Origin of the sequence: Haloparvum alkalitolerans (genome assembly GCF_050122995.1) — an archaeon.
Classification (GTDB): domain Archaea; phylum Halobacteriota; class Halobacteria; order Halobacteriales; family Haloferacaceae; genus Haloparvum; species Haloparvum alkalitolerans.
Genome location: NZ_JBNLIA010000015.1, coordinates 83,218 through 96,431 on the forward strand (window position 1 = coordinate 83,218; position 13,214 = coordinate 96,431).

Below are 13,214 nucleotides of genomic sequence, written 5' to 3' on the forward strand. Positions count from 1 at the left end.
CTGGGGCTTTCGAGGTGTTGCTGTCACCAGTAGTGAGGCTGCCACCAGTCACGGAACAGTCACAAACGCAGTGACGAGCAACACCAACCCCACTCACAACGCCATAGTCTCACGCCACGTACAGCAGGTAGAACCGGTAGAGCCCCGAGATCCACGCGAGGATCCACAGCAGCGTGAAGCCGAAGACGCCGACGCGGAGGCGGGTTCGCCAGTGGCTCATGTTCTCGTGGAGTTCGTCGATGTCCGCGGTCGCCTCGGCCGCGGGGTCGTCGTAGAGGTCCGCGTCCCGCTTCGCCTGAAAGATGCGGACGATGCCGGTGAGTGCGAACGTCAGGAGGGCGTACGCCTGCAGGCCGAGGAACGCGTGGACCGCGGCGAGCCCGGAGAGCTGCTCGAACAGCCGCGGGAGCATCCACCCGACGAGCGGGACCGTCGTGAGCACCAGCCCCGTGACCACGAACTTGAGGTGGTAGATCAGCAGGTCCCACGTGACCAGTTCGGCGTCGATCATCACCCACGCGCCGTAGAGGAAGAAGGGGAGGCTCGCGGTGACGGCGAGGGCGGTAACGGCCGCGGCGAGGGGCATCTCGGCCATCTACCGTGGCGGTTGGTGGGCGGGCGCGTAAAGCCTCCCGGTTCCGCCCGATGCGGTCCGGCGGGAGGACGAAAACGGTTACCCTGCGCGTCCCGTACGCCCGCCAATGACCGACACCGACCCGTCCGGTGAGGGCGCGGGGAACGCCGGCCCGGCCGCGGACGAGGACGCCGACCTCGAAGCCCTCCGGCGCGAGGTGGAGGAGACGTACGACTTCGAGGAGTTCGGCCCCGCGGACATGGCGTCGATGACGGGCGACGAATGGGAGGCCGTCTTCGACGCCGACACGTGGATCACCGGACCCGAGCTCCTCGACCGGGTGGAGCGGACGCTCCAGTCCCGGATCGCGAGCCGCGAGGTGTTCGGCGTGCTCGACCGGATCGTCGAGGAGGACGAGGAGCGACTGGTGCTCTACTCGGACGAGGGGTACGCGGTCGTCCGACCGACCGGCGAGGTGCGCGGCCGCGGCACCGTGTTACAGGAAATCGAGCCCACGGTCGTGCTCTGTTCGATGGAGAGCTACGATCCGCCGACGCCGCCCGAGAACTGGGAGCTACCGGACCCCGAGGAGGTCGAGAGCGGTTCCGGCGAGCTCGGGAACCTGATGATGCAGGCCATCGCCGGGACGCAGCTGCTGGCGGGCGTGGCGCTCGTCGGGGCGTGGCTCTTCCTCGGCGTGGAGACCCTCTTCGCGCCCTTGGTCGGTGGGCTGTTCGCGCTCGCGGGACTGTTCCTGTTCTCGACGGTCGCGAACGCCCGGCTCTCGGACCGGTTTCGCTCCGAGGAGTACCGCGAGCGACTCCGCGCGCTGCAGGCTGCCGAGGAGCGCGAGGGGTACCTCCCCGAGGGTGTCGAGGAGGGGGGCGACTCGGGGGCGGATCGCTGACCGATCCGGCCGGCCCGCGGCGGCACCCAGACCGCCGAGAACGCCGTACTGAGCCGCGAGCGCGTCGTCCCGACGACCGGCGATAGTCGGTGGGTTTAAGCGCAGGCCGTCCTGACTTCTGACCGTATGAAACGGCGGGACTTTATGCGTACGGCCGGCGGGGCGACGGCCGCGGCCGCGGCTACCTCCGCTGCGGCCGGGACGGCGGCAGCCCAGGAGGTACAGCCCGACTGGCCAAGCGCCGTGGAGGGCAACGTCAACACCTATCTCGACGCCCGCGGACAGGACGAAGTGACGGTCTCGGTCGGTGCCGGCGACGGGCTGGCGTTCGACCCGACCAAGATCTGGGTCGACCCCGGAACGACGATCATCTGGGAGTGGGTCGGTGCGGGCGGCGACCACAACGTGCACGCGGTCGACGGCCCCGCGTCCTTCGAGAGCGAGATCGTCGGCGAGGAGGGGCACACCTTCGAGTACGAGACCAGCGAGGAGGACGCGGGAATCACCCACTACCAGTGTGACCCGCACTCCTCGACCGGCATGCACGGCGGGATCGCGGTCGGCGAGGACGTCCCCACCGTGGAGGTCGGCGGCCCGAGCAACGGCTGGCCCGAGGACATCCACGACATCGGCGTCCCGCTCCATCCGCACTGGGTCGGCCTCGTCTCCGGGGTCGGCATCTCGCTGACGATCGTGTTCACGTTCTACGCGCTGAAGTACGGTGAAACCGCCCACGCCGGGCACGGGAGGCGCTGATGGCGGGGGACACCTCCTCCTACGGCGACATCCACCGCTACGAGCCCGCCCGCGAGAGCACCGCCGCCGCGATCGGGATCGTCCTGCTGACGATCATCGAGATCGCGTTGGTCTTCCTGTTCGTCTACGGGCTGATGTCCGCGTGGGCGTCGACCCTGTTCGGCAACCAGTTCGTCGGCGGCCTGCTGGCGCTGATCTTCATCGACCTGGCGTTCATCCTGCTTCTGTACCGCAAGGAGTTCCTCCCCGACGTGATGGTGGTCAAGAAGCGCCGCCGCAAGTGGGAGGACCTCTACGTCCGCGAGGAGGACGCCGACGGCACCAGTCTCGCTGACGGCGAGGCGGCCTGGGACACGGTGAAACGAGCGATCTACCCCTACTACAAACGGTAACGACCAATGAGCCTCGAAAAGAAAGACGACTTCGACCACGACGCGTGGCTCAAGCGGAAGGACCTGACGCCCGTCGAGACGGCCTTCCTCACCACGCTCATCTGGCTCGACAAGCGGCTGCGCATCGTCGACTACCTCGAACTGCTGGAGACGATGTACTACCGCGTCAACCTGCAGATGCCGAAGAGCCACACGGAACAGTACGACCTCGACAACAAGTTCTGGTACTGGTACCCGCTCTACTCGCTCGGGTCCCTCTCGATCATCGCGTACCTCGTCGCGGCGGTCTCGGGCGCGCTGCTCGGGTTCTACTACTCCCCCTCGACCGCGGGCGCCGCGGCGGCGGGGGACCCGACCGCCGCGTGGATCTCCGTCGAGAGCATCATGAAGGACGTGCAGTTCGGCCTCATGCTCCGCGGGATCCACCGCTGGGCGGCCCAGTTCATGGTCGCCGCGGTGTTCCTCCACATGTTGCGCGTCTACTTCACGGGCGCGTACAAGGAGCCCCGCGAGGTCAACTGGGTGCTCGGTATCGTCCTCATCGGCCTCACCCTGCTGTTCGGGTACACCGGCTACCTGCTCCCGTGGTACCAGCTCTCGTTCTGGGCCGGACAGATCGGCGTCGAGATGGCGCTGGCGACGCCGCTCGTCGGCGAGTGGGCCGCACAGCTCGTGTTCGGCGGCTTCACGCTCGGACAGGCGACGCTCGTGAGAATGTACATCCTGCACGTGTTCCTGCTGCCGTTCGTGGTGACGGCGCTCATCGCGCTCCACGTCGGCATCGTCTGGGTGCAGGGCATCGCGGAACCCCACTAAGCCAATGACCGAATCAGACGACACCACCGAGATCAGAACCGACGGCGGGACGGGCATCGTTCCGCCCGACGACGAGACGCCCGATTGGACGGAACGCAAGGAGCGGAGCCGCGGCCTCTCGCGGCTCACCTACGAGTACTTCGAGCGCTCCCGCCGCGAGGACCAGGACCTCCGGCAGGAGTCCGACTACGTCGAGCGCGACGTGCTCGGCTTCCCGACGTGGCCCCACGAGACGATCCGCAACCTCGCGATCACGAGCTTCTTCGTCGGGATCATCATCCTCGTGGCCGCGGCGCTGCCGCCCGAGTTCATGAACCCGGCGAACCCGAACTCCACGCCCGCGGTCATCCTGCCGGACTGGTACCTCTACTGGTCGTTCGGGCTGTTGAAGCTCAACCCCATCAACCCCGAGCTGGCGGTGCTCGGCGGTGAGAAGGTCCTCTCCGACCAGTTCTACGGGGTCGCCGCCCACGGGGTCATCTTTGGGATCCTCGCGCTGGTGCCGTTCCTCAACAAGGGGAGCGCGCGGCGGCCGGTCGAGCAGCCGTTCTGGTCCGCGGTCGGCATCTCCGGCGTCGTGCTGTCGTTCACGCTGGCGGCGCTGGCCATCCAGAACTTCTTCCCGTTCGAGCTCGAGCTGCTGCTCACGCTCACGTTCACCCTGCCCATCGTCGCGGCGATCCTGACCTACGCCGTCCTCAAGACGATGCGCGAGGGGTACATGTACGACCTCAACAAGCGCTACTACCGGCTGCGCCCGCCGAAGTAGCGCCCGCACGACGCACCGTGACGAGCGACGACCGCCCGGCGCGGCCGGCGTGACTCCGTCACGACCCGCCGTCCCCTATCCACTACCCGCCGTTCCCGCACCACGTTCCTCATGGCCCCACCGTCATCCGATCCGACCGGCGCCGACGAGCGACGCGACGACGAAACTGGCGACCCCCTCCCCAAGGAGGAGCGCCCCGAACCGGAGCCGGTGGGGGCCCGCGAGGGACCGGGCGGCCGCGAGGTGGTCGTCCCGCTGTCGCTGTACAAGGTCGTGACCGTCTTCTCGACGCTCATCGCGGTCGTGACGTTCATCTTCGGCTTCCTACTCTTAGACGCCGCGACGCTCCAGACGAGCACGCTTCGGCGGCTGTTGACGGGGCTTTTGACCGCGGTCGGGGTCACACCGCCCGCGGACACGCTGACCGCCGTGCTCGCGGTCGCGGGTCTCGCCTCGATCACCTTCGGCTCGGCCGTGTACGTCCTGGGAACCCGGTTCCGCGCTCAGGGAATGGGAAAGTCTCAAGAGGACTCCGCCGAAGACTCAGACAATGGCTGACGAATTCATGAAGGGGTTCGCCATCTCGATGGTGGGGGCCCTCGGCTGGTTCTTCTTCGCCGGCTGGTACCGGACGCCCTCGTTCGAGCGGATCCAGCAGCTCACCGTCGAACCGCCGGAGCCGAACGGGATCTACGACGCGGTCGCAATCTTCGCGAGCGACCTGTTCTTCTGGCTGATGGTCCTCGGCCCGCTCACGTTCTGGGTGATCATCCCGGCGCTCCGCGAGCTTCGCCGCAGCCGCGCCGACGCGTCGAACTGACGCAGCGGCCTGCGGTCCCCTTTTGTGGTCCAGCCGAGGTCCGGAGCCGTGGCGCTGCCCGTGCCGGCCGCTCCGCTGCTCCGCCGCCGGCCGCTCCGCTGTCGGCCGCAACGCCGCGAGCTCATCGGCCGGTTCGTTCGGCAGTCGGCGCGAGCAGGTCGTGACGACCAGGACGAACGAAGCGGCTGACCCTGTCGAGGTGCCGGACAGTGACGAGGAACGGTAACTCCGAGAACGACGGGTCGGTCACGCGGGACCACGACGGTCGAACGGGCGGAAGAAGGGGCGCGAGGTTCAGGCGAACAGCGACGACCAGAAAGTCGCGTTCAGCGCCGTGAGGACGTAGTAGGCGGCGTACAGCAGCACGAGCGACGACGCGGCGATGGCGCTTTTGGGGCGCTCGATGGTCATGTCGTTGCGCGCCTCGAGGTTCCGCGCCTCGAACTCGAACACGTCGGCGATGAGCACGGTGACGGCGAACGTCGTCAGCAGGACGCCGCCGGTGGCCTGATACAGCGTGAACAGGCTGCTCAGAAGGACGAGGCCGACGTTCGTGAAGACGTGGGGCAGGAACCGGTCGACGCTGTCGGACGACTCGGCCTGTTCCACGTGCTGTGCGTGGGCGAGGTGGCGCGTCGCCACGTTGGCGAGTGCCAGGACGAGAATGGCGAACGGCAGCACCGGCCCGACCACCTCGATCCAGCCGAGCGGGACGAGGAACTGCAGTGGGTCCATACCGGATAGTCGGACCACGACTCTTTAGAGCTTTTCCAATCGTTCCCCCGGCGAGCTACTCGGCGGACGGCGCGCCCGACGGCACGCGCACGAGGGGCACGTCCCCGCCGGCCGTCACCTCGACCGGCTCGTGTGCGGGGACGGTCCGCCGGACCTCATCGTCGACCACGAGCTCGACGGGTCCCTCGTCGCGTTCGACGGTCAGGGTCACGCGGTCCGGAACCACCCACGTGTCCGACCGGGTTTCGAACGGCGCGATCGGGACGACGATCAGCCCGGTGTCGGCCGCGAGCTTGGCGCCGCCGGCGGCCGCCGCGTAGCCGCCGCTCCCCAGCGGCGTGGCTGCGACGACCGCGTCGGCCCGGAAGCTGTCGAGGCGGTCGCCCTCGAGCGTCACGCCGTACTCGGAGATCCGCCCCGGGTCGCCGGTGACGAGCGTCACGTCGAGGAGCGCGTCGCCAACCGTCTCCCCGGCGACCGTGGCCGTGAGGCGCGGGTGGGACACGACGCGCCCCTCGCCGCGGATCAGGCGATCCAGGGCCGTCGGCGCGCGCTGCGGAGGTACCGAATGGGGAGAGTCGCCGACATCGACCGGGAGGATGGGCGTTCCAGCCACCGTCTCGGTCGCCTCGCGGAGCGCCGGCTCGCCCGCGGCGACGACGGCGTCCGCGTCGGCCGTTCGGACGACCGATCCGCCCGCCTCGCGGACCGCGGTCCGAAGAGCGTCGTCGCCGCCGAGGACGGCTATCTCGACGAACTGCGTACCCGGCTGATTCATAATCGTCCCTCTGGCGGGGGCGGCAAAAAGACCGCGGGACGCAGCGGGTACGCTAGAACGGCCAGTCGCCGGTGACCTTCATCCCCTCGGCCTTGTTCTCCTCCTCCAGCGCGGCCGCGATCGCGGCGGTGTCGCGCGGCTCGACGCGCACGTCCGCGCCGGCGAGGTCGACGACCAGCTCGGTCAGCAGGATCGCCTGCTCACGGAGGTTGCGCGACTCGAGCTTGTCGAGCGTGTCGGCGTGTGTGTGGCCCCACCCGCGGCCGCGGTCCTCGGTCTCGCCCGAGACCATGTAGCCCGGGATCCCGCGTTTCACGAACGGCCAGTGGTCGCTGTGGGGAACCAGCTCGCCGCTCGTCGAGACCGGGTGGTCGAAGCGGTCGCTCACGCGGTCGGCCGCCGCCTCGAGCTCGTCGAAGTCGTGGTGATCGAGCTTCAGCGTGCGTCCGAAGACGTTGCTGTCGACGTTGACGACCGCGCGGACGGCCGCTGGGTCGGCCGCCTCGGCCGCGATTCCGGACCCGACCAGTCCAACCTCCTCGGCGCCGAAGGCGGTCAGCTTCACGCGCGTGTCGAGTTCGTCCTCGCGGGCGGCGAGCGCGCGGGCGACCTCGACGATCGTCGCCGTGCCGGCGCCGTTGTCCATCGCGCCCTCGGCGATGTCGTGGGCGTCGGCGTGCGAGGAGACGACGAGGTACTCCTCCGTGTCGGGGCCGAGTTCGGCGACGGCGTTGCCGCTGGTCGCCTCCGGCACCGCGCAGTCGACGCTTACGGTCGCCGTCTCGCCCTCGTGTTCGCGGACGAGGCGAGCCCCGGTCTCCTTGCTCACGCCGACCGCGGGGATCTCGCCGATCGGCGCCGCTTCGGAGCCGACGCTCCCGGTGGGCGGGAGCTGTCCGTCGACGTGGTTCGTGAAGACGAACGCCGCGGCGCCACCCTCGACCGCGTAGTAGTACTTCTCGCGGCGGTGGATGAACCGGTCGAAGTCGTCGGGGACGGTGGTCGAGACGGTTACGACCTTGCCGGCCACGTCGGTCTCCTCGAAGTCCGACGGGAGGCCGTAGCCGAGGTCGACGAACTCGCCGGTCGCCTCGCCGGAGGGACTGCGCGGCAGCGCGATACACTCGTGGGCGCGGTCGGCGACGGGCGTTCCGTTCACCGCGATCGCGGAGTCGCCGCGCTCCCAGCCCTGCAGGTCGAACTCCTCGATGCGCGCGTTCCGGGCGCCCGCGTCCGCGAAGGCGTCTCGGGTCGCCTCCAGCGCCGCCCGCTCGCCCGCGGAACCGGCCATGCGGTCGCCGATGCCGACGAGCGTCTCCAGGTGGTCCCAGCCGACGGTGCTCGTGAACGTCTCGCCGATCCAGTCGGTCATGGCTCCCGGTCTCGGGGGCGCGCCGCTAAGGGTTTCGGTGGCGGACAGCCGACACGGGATCCCCGACCCCGCGGCGCGGCCGTGCCGGAGTCCGCGCTCCGCGCCGGGGGCGACGCTGGCGCACGGGGCGTCTGCCTTGCTCTCCGTGAAAAGGGTCGGGGGAGGCGTCGGTTGCGGCGGGCTATCGGGCCTCGGACCGCGGACGACGACTCAGTAGGTGTACGCGTAGACGTGGTTGAGAAGCAGGTACGTGATCACGCCGAGCACGAGCGAGAGCACCCACGAGCCGGCCGCGATCCGGCCGACGCGGGCGTGGGGCGTCTCCGTCCGGAGTTCGCGCTCGCTGTGAATGATCCCGAGGATGATGGCGTACAGCACCACGGGCACCGCGAGGATGGACAGCAGGATGTGGACCGCGAGCATGAGGAAGTAGGCGTACGAGACCAGTTCCGGGCCGGCGAATCGCTTCGTCCCGCCGCCCGCGACGCGCGGCACGTAGATGCCGAGGAACAGCAGGATGAGCGCGAACGAGGTCGACATCGCGGCCGCGTGCTTTCGCACCTCCCCCTGCCGGATCCAGTACCACCCGAGCACGAGCGTGGCCACGGTCATCGTGTTGACGACGGCGATGGCGTGGGTCAGCAGGTTCACCGTCTCACGCGAGAGGTCGGGAAAAAGCGCCGCGAACGAGGGGACGAGAAAGACGCCGAGGACGACGCCGTACCCCACGACGGTCAGCAGCGCGGTGAGGATTCCGGGGTGCCGCTTCGCCCACGTCGTCGTGCCGGAGGAAGCCATGGTCGGGATTGGGCCGGACGCATAATCCGTCTTCGGGTTCGACGCGGGACGAGTTGCCGGCGGGCGTCCGGCCGACGGCGATCTCGGGGACGCTCCCTCCCGTCAGGGGTCGTCGCCGTAGACGCCGGCGTCCTCGCCGGCGGCGCCGAGCTGGTCGACCAGCCCCGACCGGATGTCGTAGGTGTCGCGGATCGTGCTCGCGAGCACGCCCTCGCGCGCGAAGACGACGTACACCGCGACGTAGTCGTACGCGTCGGGGCGCATCAGGAACACCGCACGCGGCCGGCCGTCGTCGAGCCGCGCGTTCACACGGGCGATCAGCGGTTCGAGGGGGACCGTTCCGTCCCGGAGGTCCGCGAGCAGGTCGCGGCCCGGCGGGTCCGCGAAGCAGTAGAGCGCGCCGTTGGGGTCGCCGTCCTGTCCCCGTGTCGTCAGCGAGGTCATCGCCTCGCCGTTCGCGCGCGCGGCCTGCCACGCCTCGGTCGCGGCGTCGAACATCCCCGTCACGCCGTCGGCGACCTCGATCCGCGTCTCGCGTTCCACTTCGACCGCCTCGAAGCGCGCGTCGCCGTCGTCCCACGCCAGCGTCGCCGCGACGACGTAACCCGGGCGAAGCGCCCCGACGGTCGCCCCGAGGTCGCCCGCGTACCCCTCGGCGTCGACGTGGACGCGGTCGTAGGCCGCCTCCGCGTCCGGTTCGGTGGGGTCGACCGGCCCCGGCTCGTCGGGCAGCTCCACGAGCACGAACGTCCCCTCGGCCTCGCGCTCGTCGAGCACCCGGAACCGGCCCTCCGTGGTCGGTTGCATGGGGACGCGTAGACCGTCAGGGCGGATAAGGGGGTCGGAGTCGGACCGGTCGGACCGGGAGCCGCCTCGCCCGACTGAGCGGCTCGTCCGCGCGGACGGACCGGCGGCCGCCCCGGATCCGCACCGTTATGGGCCGGCCGCCCCAACGAACGCGCGATGGGACTCCTCGAGGACAAGGCCCGGGCCCGCCTGTTCTACAAGTACCTCTCGAAGGTGTACGACCGGATCAACCCCTTCGTCTGGAACGAGGCGATGCGCGACGAGGCGCTGGAGTGGCTCGACGTGCAGGAGGGCGACCGCGTGCTCGACGTGGGCTGTGGCACCGGCTTCGGCACCGAGGGCCTGCTGCGGTACACCGACGACGTGCACGGGCTCGACCAGAGCGTCCACCAGATGGAGAAGGCGTTCGAGAAGTTCGGCAGGCGCGACCGCGTGCACTTCTACCGCGGCGACGCCGAACGGCTCCCGTTCGCGGACGACTCCTTCGACGCCGTCTGGTCGTCCGGCTCCATCGAGTACTGGCCCGAACCGGTCGAGGGGCTCCGGGAGATCCGCCGCGTCGCCAAGCCCGGTGCGACGGTCCTCGTCGTCGGTCCGGACTACCCGAACTCCAAGCTGATGCGGAAGGTCGCCGACGCGATCATGCTGTTCTACGACGCCGAGGAGGCCGACCGCATGTTCGAGGCCGCCGGCTACGAGGAGTTCGAACACCACATCCAGCAGGCCAAACCCGGCAGCCCGAAGGCGATCACGACCGTCGCGACCGTCTCCGAGGAGTAGCGCGAGACGCCCGCTTTCGCCGGGGCGCTTTTCTGTCCCTGCGGGGGCGCTTTTCTGTCCCTGCGGGGGCGCTTTTCCGTCTCCCGGTTGCGCCGGCTCGCGGCGTCTCGACTACTCCCGCACCGCGCCCACGACGAGGTAGACGAACGGCGTGTCGACGAGCGCGATCAGGAGCTTCAGCAGGTACTGCCCGACGACGAGGCCGACCACGACCGCGGTCGGGGGCGCGTCGCCGATGCCGAACAGGGCGGGGGCGGCGACGAACGCGACGCCGACGAAGATGACCGTGTCGATGGCCTGGCTGCTCGCGGTGGAGGCGACGTTGCGCAGCCAGAGGTAGTCGCCGTCGGTGCGCTCGCGGATCGCGTGGAAGACGACCACGTCCCAGTTCTGGCTGACGACGTACGCCAGCAGGCTCCCGGCGACGATGTTCGTCGCGGGCGCGAGCGCGGCCGCGAAGGTGTCCGCGAACTCGGGGTTCGCGGCCGGGGCCGCGAGCGTCGACCACACCAGCGCGAGCACGACGAAGTTCATCGCGAACGCGACGTTCACCATCACCTGCGCGGCGCGGCGGCCGTACAGCTCCGCGTAGCAGTCCGACGCGAAGAAGGTGAGCGCGTACGCCAGCGCCGCGCCCGGGAGCATGATCTCGGCGCCGACCGCGGGCAGTCCGAACGGCAGGGGGAACGCGAGGATCTTGGCCGCGGTCAGCTGTGCGGTCGCCAGCGCCGTGACGAACAGCGCCACGAGGCCGACCTGCGCGACCGCGGCGCGGTCGACCGGCGTCGTGCCGGGCGCGACGCCCGGACCGCCCGACCCGTCCGCCCGACTCATTCGGCGTCCTCCGGGCCGGCGTCCGTCGCGTCGCCGGCGCTCCCGTCCGCCGCCTCGTCCTCCAGCCGCCCGTGGCGCTCGTCGATCTCGTCCAGCAGGTCCAGCGTCTTCCTGATCGACGCCCGCACGGCGTCGCTCCGGTTCACGAACTTCCCGTCCTCGCCGACGTGCTCGTCGAGGTCCGCGAGCAGCTCGTCGGGGATCTCGACGCTTATCTTGCTCATGGCCGGGTATTCTCTGAAGAATAGTTAAGCGGTACGGTCGCCGTGTCGGGTGGTTCGGAGCCCCCGCGGAACTTCGGCTCGCGGGGCGTGGGGTCGTCCCGCACGCTCGCGCGGATGCGAAGTGGTTAAAACGGTTCGCCGGGTAGACCCGACAACTCGCTGGTACGGGCGTCCAGCGGGCACCCGCCGCTCCCGGCCGCCTCGCGGCCGGAGGACGGGACGAAATGTGGTCCGGAACGCGGCGCGCGCCGCCAGGACTGAATCGGAAGCGTCCGTGGACAACACTATGGCACGAAGTTTCTACTCGCACATCAAGGAAGCGTGGCGCTCCCCCAAGGAGGGGAAGCTCGCCGAACTGCAGTGGCAGCGCAAACAGGAGTGGCGCGAACAGGGCGCCATCGAGCGCATCGAGCGCCCCACCCGCCTCGACAAGGCCCGCGAGCTGGGCTACAAGGCGAAGCAGGGCGTCATCGTCGCCCGCGTGGCCGTCCGCAAGGGTGGCTCGCGCAAGGAGCGGTTCACCGCCGGCCGCCGGTCGAAGCGACAGGGCGTGAACCGCCTCTCGCGACGCAAGTCGATCCAGCGCATCTCGGAGGAGCGCGCCTCGCGGAAGTACCGCAACCTGCGCGTGCTCAACTCCTACTGGGTCGGTGAGGACGGCTCCCAGAAGTGGCACGAAGTGATCCTCGTGGACCCCGCTCACCCCGCGATCGAGAACGACGACGACCTCAACTGGATCTGCGACGACGACCACCGGGGTCGCGCCTTCCGCGGACTCACCTCGGCCGGCAGTAAGGGTCGCGGCCAGAACCAGCGCGGCAAGGGCACCGAGCACACGCGGCCGTCCATCTCGGGCGACCGCCGCCGCGGCAAGTAAGCCGCTCCGCGCGGCTCACCGCCGCGGAACCGTCTTCCATTTCTCACCCCGTGAGCGACCGTACCGTCCCCCGCGGTGCGTCCGTGGCGGCCCGGCCGCGCTCCCGCGCCACGCGTGCGCGCCTCCCGCAGCCTTAACTCCGCCAGTTCCGAACGTGTCGGTATGACCCTCTCGCTCGACGCGACGCAGCTCGACCGCTACTCCAGACACATCATCATGGACGAGGTCGGCCCGGAGGGACAGAAGCGCCTGCTCGAGGCCTCGGCGCTGGTGCTCGGCGCGGGCGGGCTCGGCGCGCCCGTCATCCAGTACCTCGCGGCCGCCGGCGTCGGGGAGATCCACCTCGTCGACGACGACGTCGTCGAACGGTCGAACCTCCAGCGACAGGTCGTCCACGCGGACGCGGACGTGGGCGAGCCGAAGGTGGCGTCGGCCCGCCGCTACGTGGAGGCGCTCAACCCGGACGTGGACGTGGTGACCCACGAGACCCGCCTCGACGCGGGCAACGCCCGCGAACTGATCGCCGACCGGGACGTGGTCGTCGACTGCGCGGACAACTTCTCGACGCGGTACGTCGTCAACGACGCCGCGCGCATCGAGGGCGTCCCCGTCGCGCACGGCGCCATCTACAAGTTCGAGGGGCAGGTCACGACGCTGACGCCCGAGGGGCCCTGCTACCGGTGCCTGTTTCCGGAGGCGCCGGAGCCGGGGACGGTACCGGACTGCGCCGCGACCGGCGTGCTCGGCGTGCTCCCGGGGACCGTCGGCTGCATCCAGGCCACGGAGGCGGTGAAGCTCCTGCTCGACGCCGGCGAGCCGCTCGAGGGTCGCCTGCTGTTCTACGACGCGATGGAGATGAGCTTCGAGACGGTGCCGTACCAGCGGAATCCCGACTGTCCGACCTGCGGCGAGGGGGGTATCACGACGCTGGACGGGATCGACTACTCTGCGGGCTGTCGGATCGACGCGGACTGA

18 protein-coding genes are annotated in these 13,214 nt (G+C 69.8%); 10 read left to right on the forward strand and 8 right to left on the reverse strand.

Annotated elements, in window-relative coordinates; translation table 11 throughout:
- Positions 1-109: 109 nt before the first annotated feature.
- Positions 110-595: a DUF7321 family protein gene (locus ACQE3L_RS14020; protein ID WP_426964487.1), complete on the reverse strand. Its 486-nt coding sequence runs from the start codon at positions 593-595 to the stop codon at positions 110-112.
- A gap of 106 nt (positions 596-701) precedes the next feature.
- On the opposite strand from ACQE3L_RS14020, the gene ACQE3L_RS14025 reads away from it, so the two are divergent.
- From ACQE3L_RS14025 to ACQE3L_RS14055, 7 genes are all read left to right on the forward strand, one after another.
- Positions 702-1,481 (forward strand): DUF7319 domain-containing protein, encoded by a 780-nt coding sequence (locus ACQE3L_RS14025; protein ID WP_426964488.1) that lies wholly within the window; start codon positions 702-704, stop codon positions 1,479-1,481.
- A gap of 126 nt (positions 1,482-1,607) precedes the next feature.
- On the forward strand, positions 1,608-2,237 hold the full coding sequence (locus ACQE3L_RS14030) for a plastocyanin/azurin family copper-binding protein (protein ID WP_426964489.1): 630 nt from the start codon (positions 1,608-1,610) through the stop codon (positions 2,235-2,237).
- The gene (locus ACQE3L_RS14035) at positions 2,237-2,629 is read left to right on the forward strand and encodes a DUF7318 family protein (protein WP_426964490.1); all 393 of its coding nucleotides are present in this window, start codon (positions 2,237-2,239) and stop codon (positions 2,627-2,629) included. Before ACQE3L_RS14030 ends, ACQE3L_RS14035 begins: the two co-directional genes overlap by 1 nt.
- Before the next feature lie 6 nt (positions 2,630-2,635).
- Positions 2,636-3,445 (forward strand): cytochrome b, encoded by an 810-nt coding sequence (locus ACQE3L_RS14040; RefSeq protein ID WP_426964491.1) that lies wholly within the window; start codon positions 2,636-2,638, stop codon positions 3,443-3,445.
- 4 nt (positions 3,446-3,449) lie between these two features.
- Positions 3,450-4,214 carry a cytochrome b family protein gene (locus ACQE3L_RS14045; RefSeq protein WP_426964492.1) on the forward strand — a complete coding sequence of 255 codons (765 nt, stop codon included), beginning with the start codon at positions 3,450-3,452 and terminating at the stop codon, positions 4,212-4,214.
- 111 nt (positions 4,215-4,325) lie between these two features.
- Positions 4,326-4,772, forward strand: coding sequence for a DUF7315 family membrane protein (locus ACQE3L_RS14050; RefSeq protein ID WP_426964493.1), 447 nt, complete (start codon positions 4,326-4,328; stop codon positions 4,770-4,772).
- Positions 4,765-5,034: a DUF7314 family protein gene (locus tag ACQE3L_RS14055; protein ID WP_426964494.1), complete on the forward strand. Its 270-nt coding sequence runs from the start codon at positions 4,765-4,767 to the stop codon at positions 5,032-5,034. Before ACQE3L_RS14050 ends, ACQE3L_RS14055 begins: the two co-directional genes overlap by 8 nt.
- 294 nt (positions 5,035-5,328) lie before the next feature.
- On the opposite strand, the gene ACQE3L_RS14060 is transcribed toward ACQE3L_RS14055, so the two are convergent.
- The 5 genes from ACQE3L_RS14060 to ACQE3L_RS14080 form a co-directional block, all read right to left on the reverse strand.
- Positions 5,329-5,769, reverse strand: a complete 441-nt coding sequence (locus tag ACQE3L_RS14060; protein WP_426964495.1) for a DUF7313 family protein — start codon at positions 5,767-5,769, stop codon at positions 5,329-5,331.
- Between the two features lie 55 nt (positions 5,770-5,824).
- Positions 5,825-6,547, reverse strand: coding sequence for an NAD(+)/NADH kinase (locus ACQE3L_RS14065; protein WP_426964496.1), 723 nt, complete (start codon positions 6,545-6,547; stop codon positions 5,825-5,827).
- Between the two features lie 52 nt (positions 6,548-6,599).
- The gene (locus ACQE3L_RS14070; protein WP_426964497.1) at positions 6,600-7,919 is read right to left on the reverse strand and encodes a M28 family peptidase; all 1,320 of its coding nucleotides are present in this window, start codon (positions 7,917-7,919) and stop codon (positions 6,600-6,602) included.
- Between the two features lie 210 nt (positions 7,920-8,129).
- Positions 8,130-8,717 carry a DUF420 domain-containing protein gene (locus ACQE3L_RS14075; protein ID WP_426964498.1) on the reverse strand — a complete coding sequence of 196 codons (588 nt, stop codon included), beginning with the start codon at positions 8,715-8,717 and terminating at the stop codon, positions 8,130-8,132.
- Between the two features lie 102 nt (positions 8,718-8,819).
- Positions 8,820-9,524: a DUF6663 family protein gene (locus ACQE3L_RS14080; protein WP_426964499.1), complete on the reverse strand. Its 705-nt coding sequence runs from the start codon at positions 9,522-9,524 to the stop codon at positions 8,820-8,822.
- 156 nt (positions 9,525-9,680) lie between these two features.
- Here ACQE3L_RS14080 and ACQE3L_RS14085 point away from each other — a divergent pair, with 156 nt between their 5' ends.
- Positions 9,681-10,304 carry a methyltransferase domain-containing protein gene (locus ACQE3L_RS14085; protein ID WP_426964500.1) on the forward strand — a complete coding sequence of 208 codons (624 nt, stop codon included), beginning with the start codon at positions 9,681-9,683 and terminating at the stop codon, positions 10,302-10,304.
- Positions 10,305-10,415: 111 nt separating this feature from the next.
- On the opposite strand, the gene ACQE3L_RS14090 is transcribed toward ACQE3L_RS14085, so the two are convergent.
- Together ACQE3L_RS14090 and ACQE3L_RS14095 are read right to left on the reverse strand one after the other, a co-directional pair.
- Positions 10,416-11,138, reverse strand: a complete 723-nt coding sequence (locus ACQE3L_RS14090; RefSeq protein ID WP_426964501.1) for a queuosine precursor transporter — start codon at positions 11,136-11,138, stop codon at positions 10,416-10,418.
- On the reverse strand, positions 11,135-11,362 hold the full coding sequence (locus ACQE3L_RS14095; RefSeq protein ID WP_426964502.1) for a ribbon-helix-helix domain-containing protein: 228 nt from the start codon (positions 11,360-11,362) through the stop codon (positions 11,135-11,137). Before ACQE3L_RS14095 ends, ACQE3L_RS14090 begins: the two co-directional genes overlap by 4 nt.
- 286 nt (positions 11,363-11,648) lie before the next feature.
- Between ACQE3L_RS14095 and ACQE3L_RS14100 the strand changes: the two genes are divergently transcribed.
- Entirely contained in the window at positions 11,649-12,239 is a 591-nt protein-coding gene (locus ACQE3L_RS14100) for a 50S ribosomal protein L15e (RefSeq protein ID WP_426964503.1), read from the forward strand.
- 162 nt (positions 12,240-12,401) lie between these two features.
- A complete protein-coding gene (gene ubaA, locus ACQE3L_RS14105) occupies positions 12,402-13,214 on the forward strand; it encodes an SAMP-activating enzyme E1 (RefSeq protein WP_426964504.1) in 813 nt (270 codons plus the stop codon).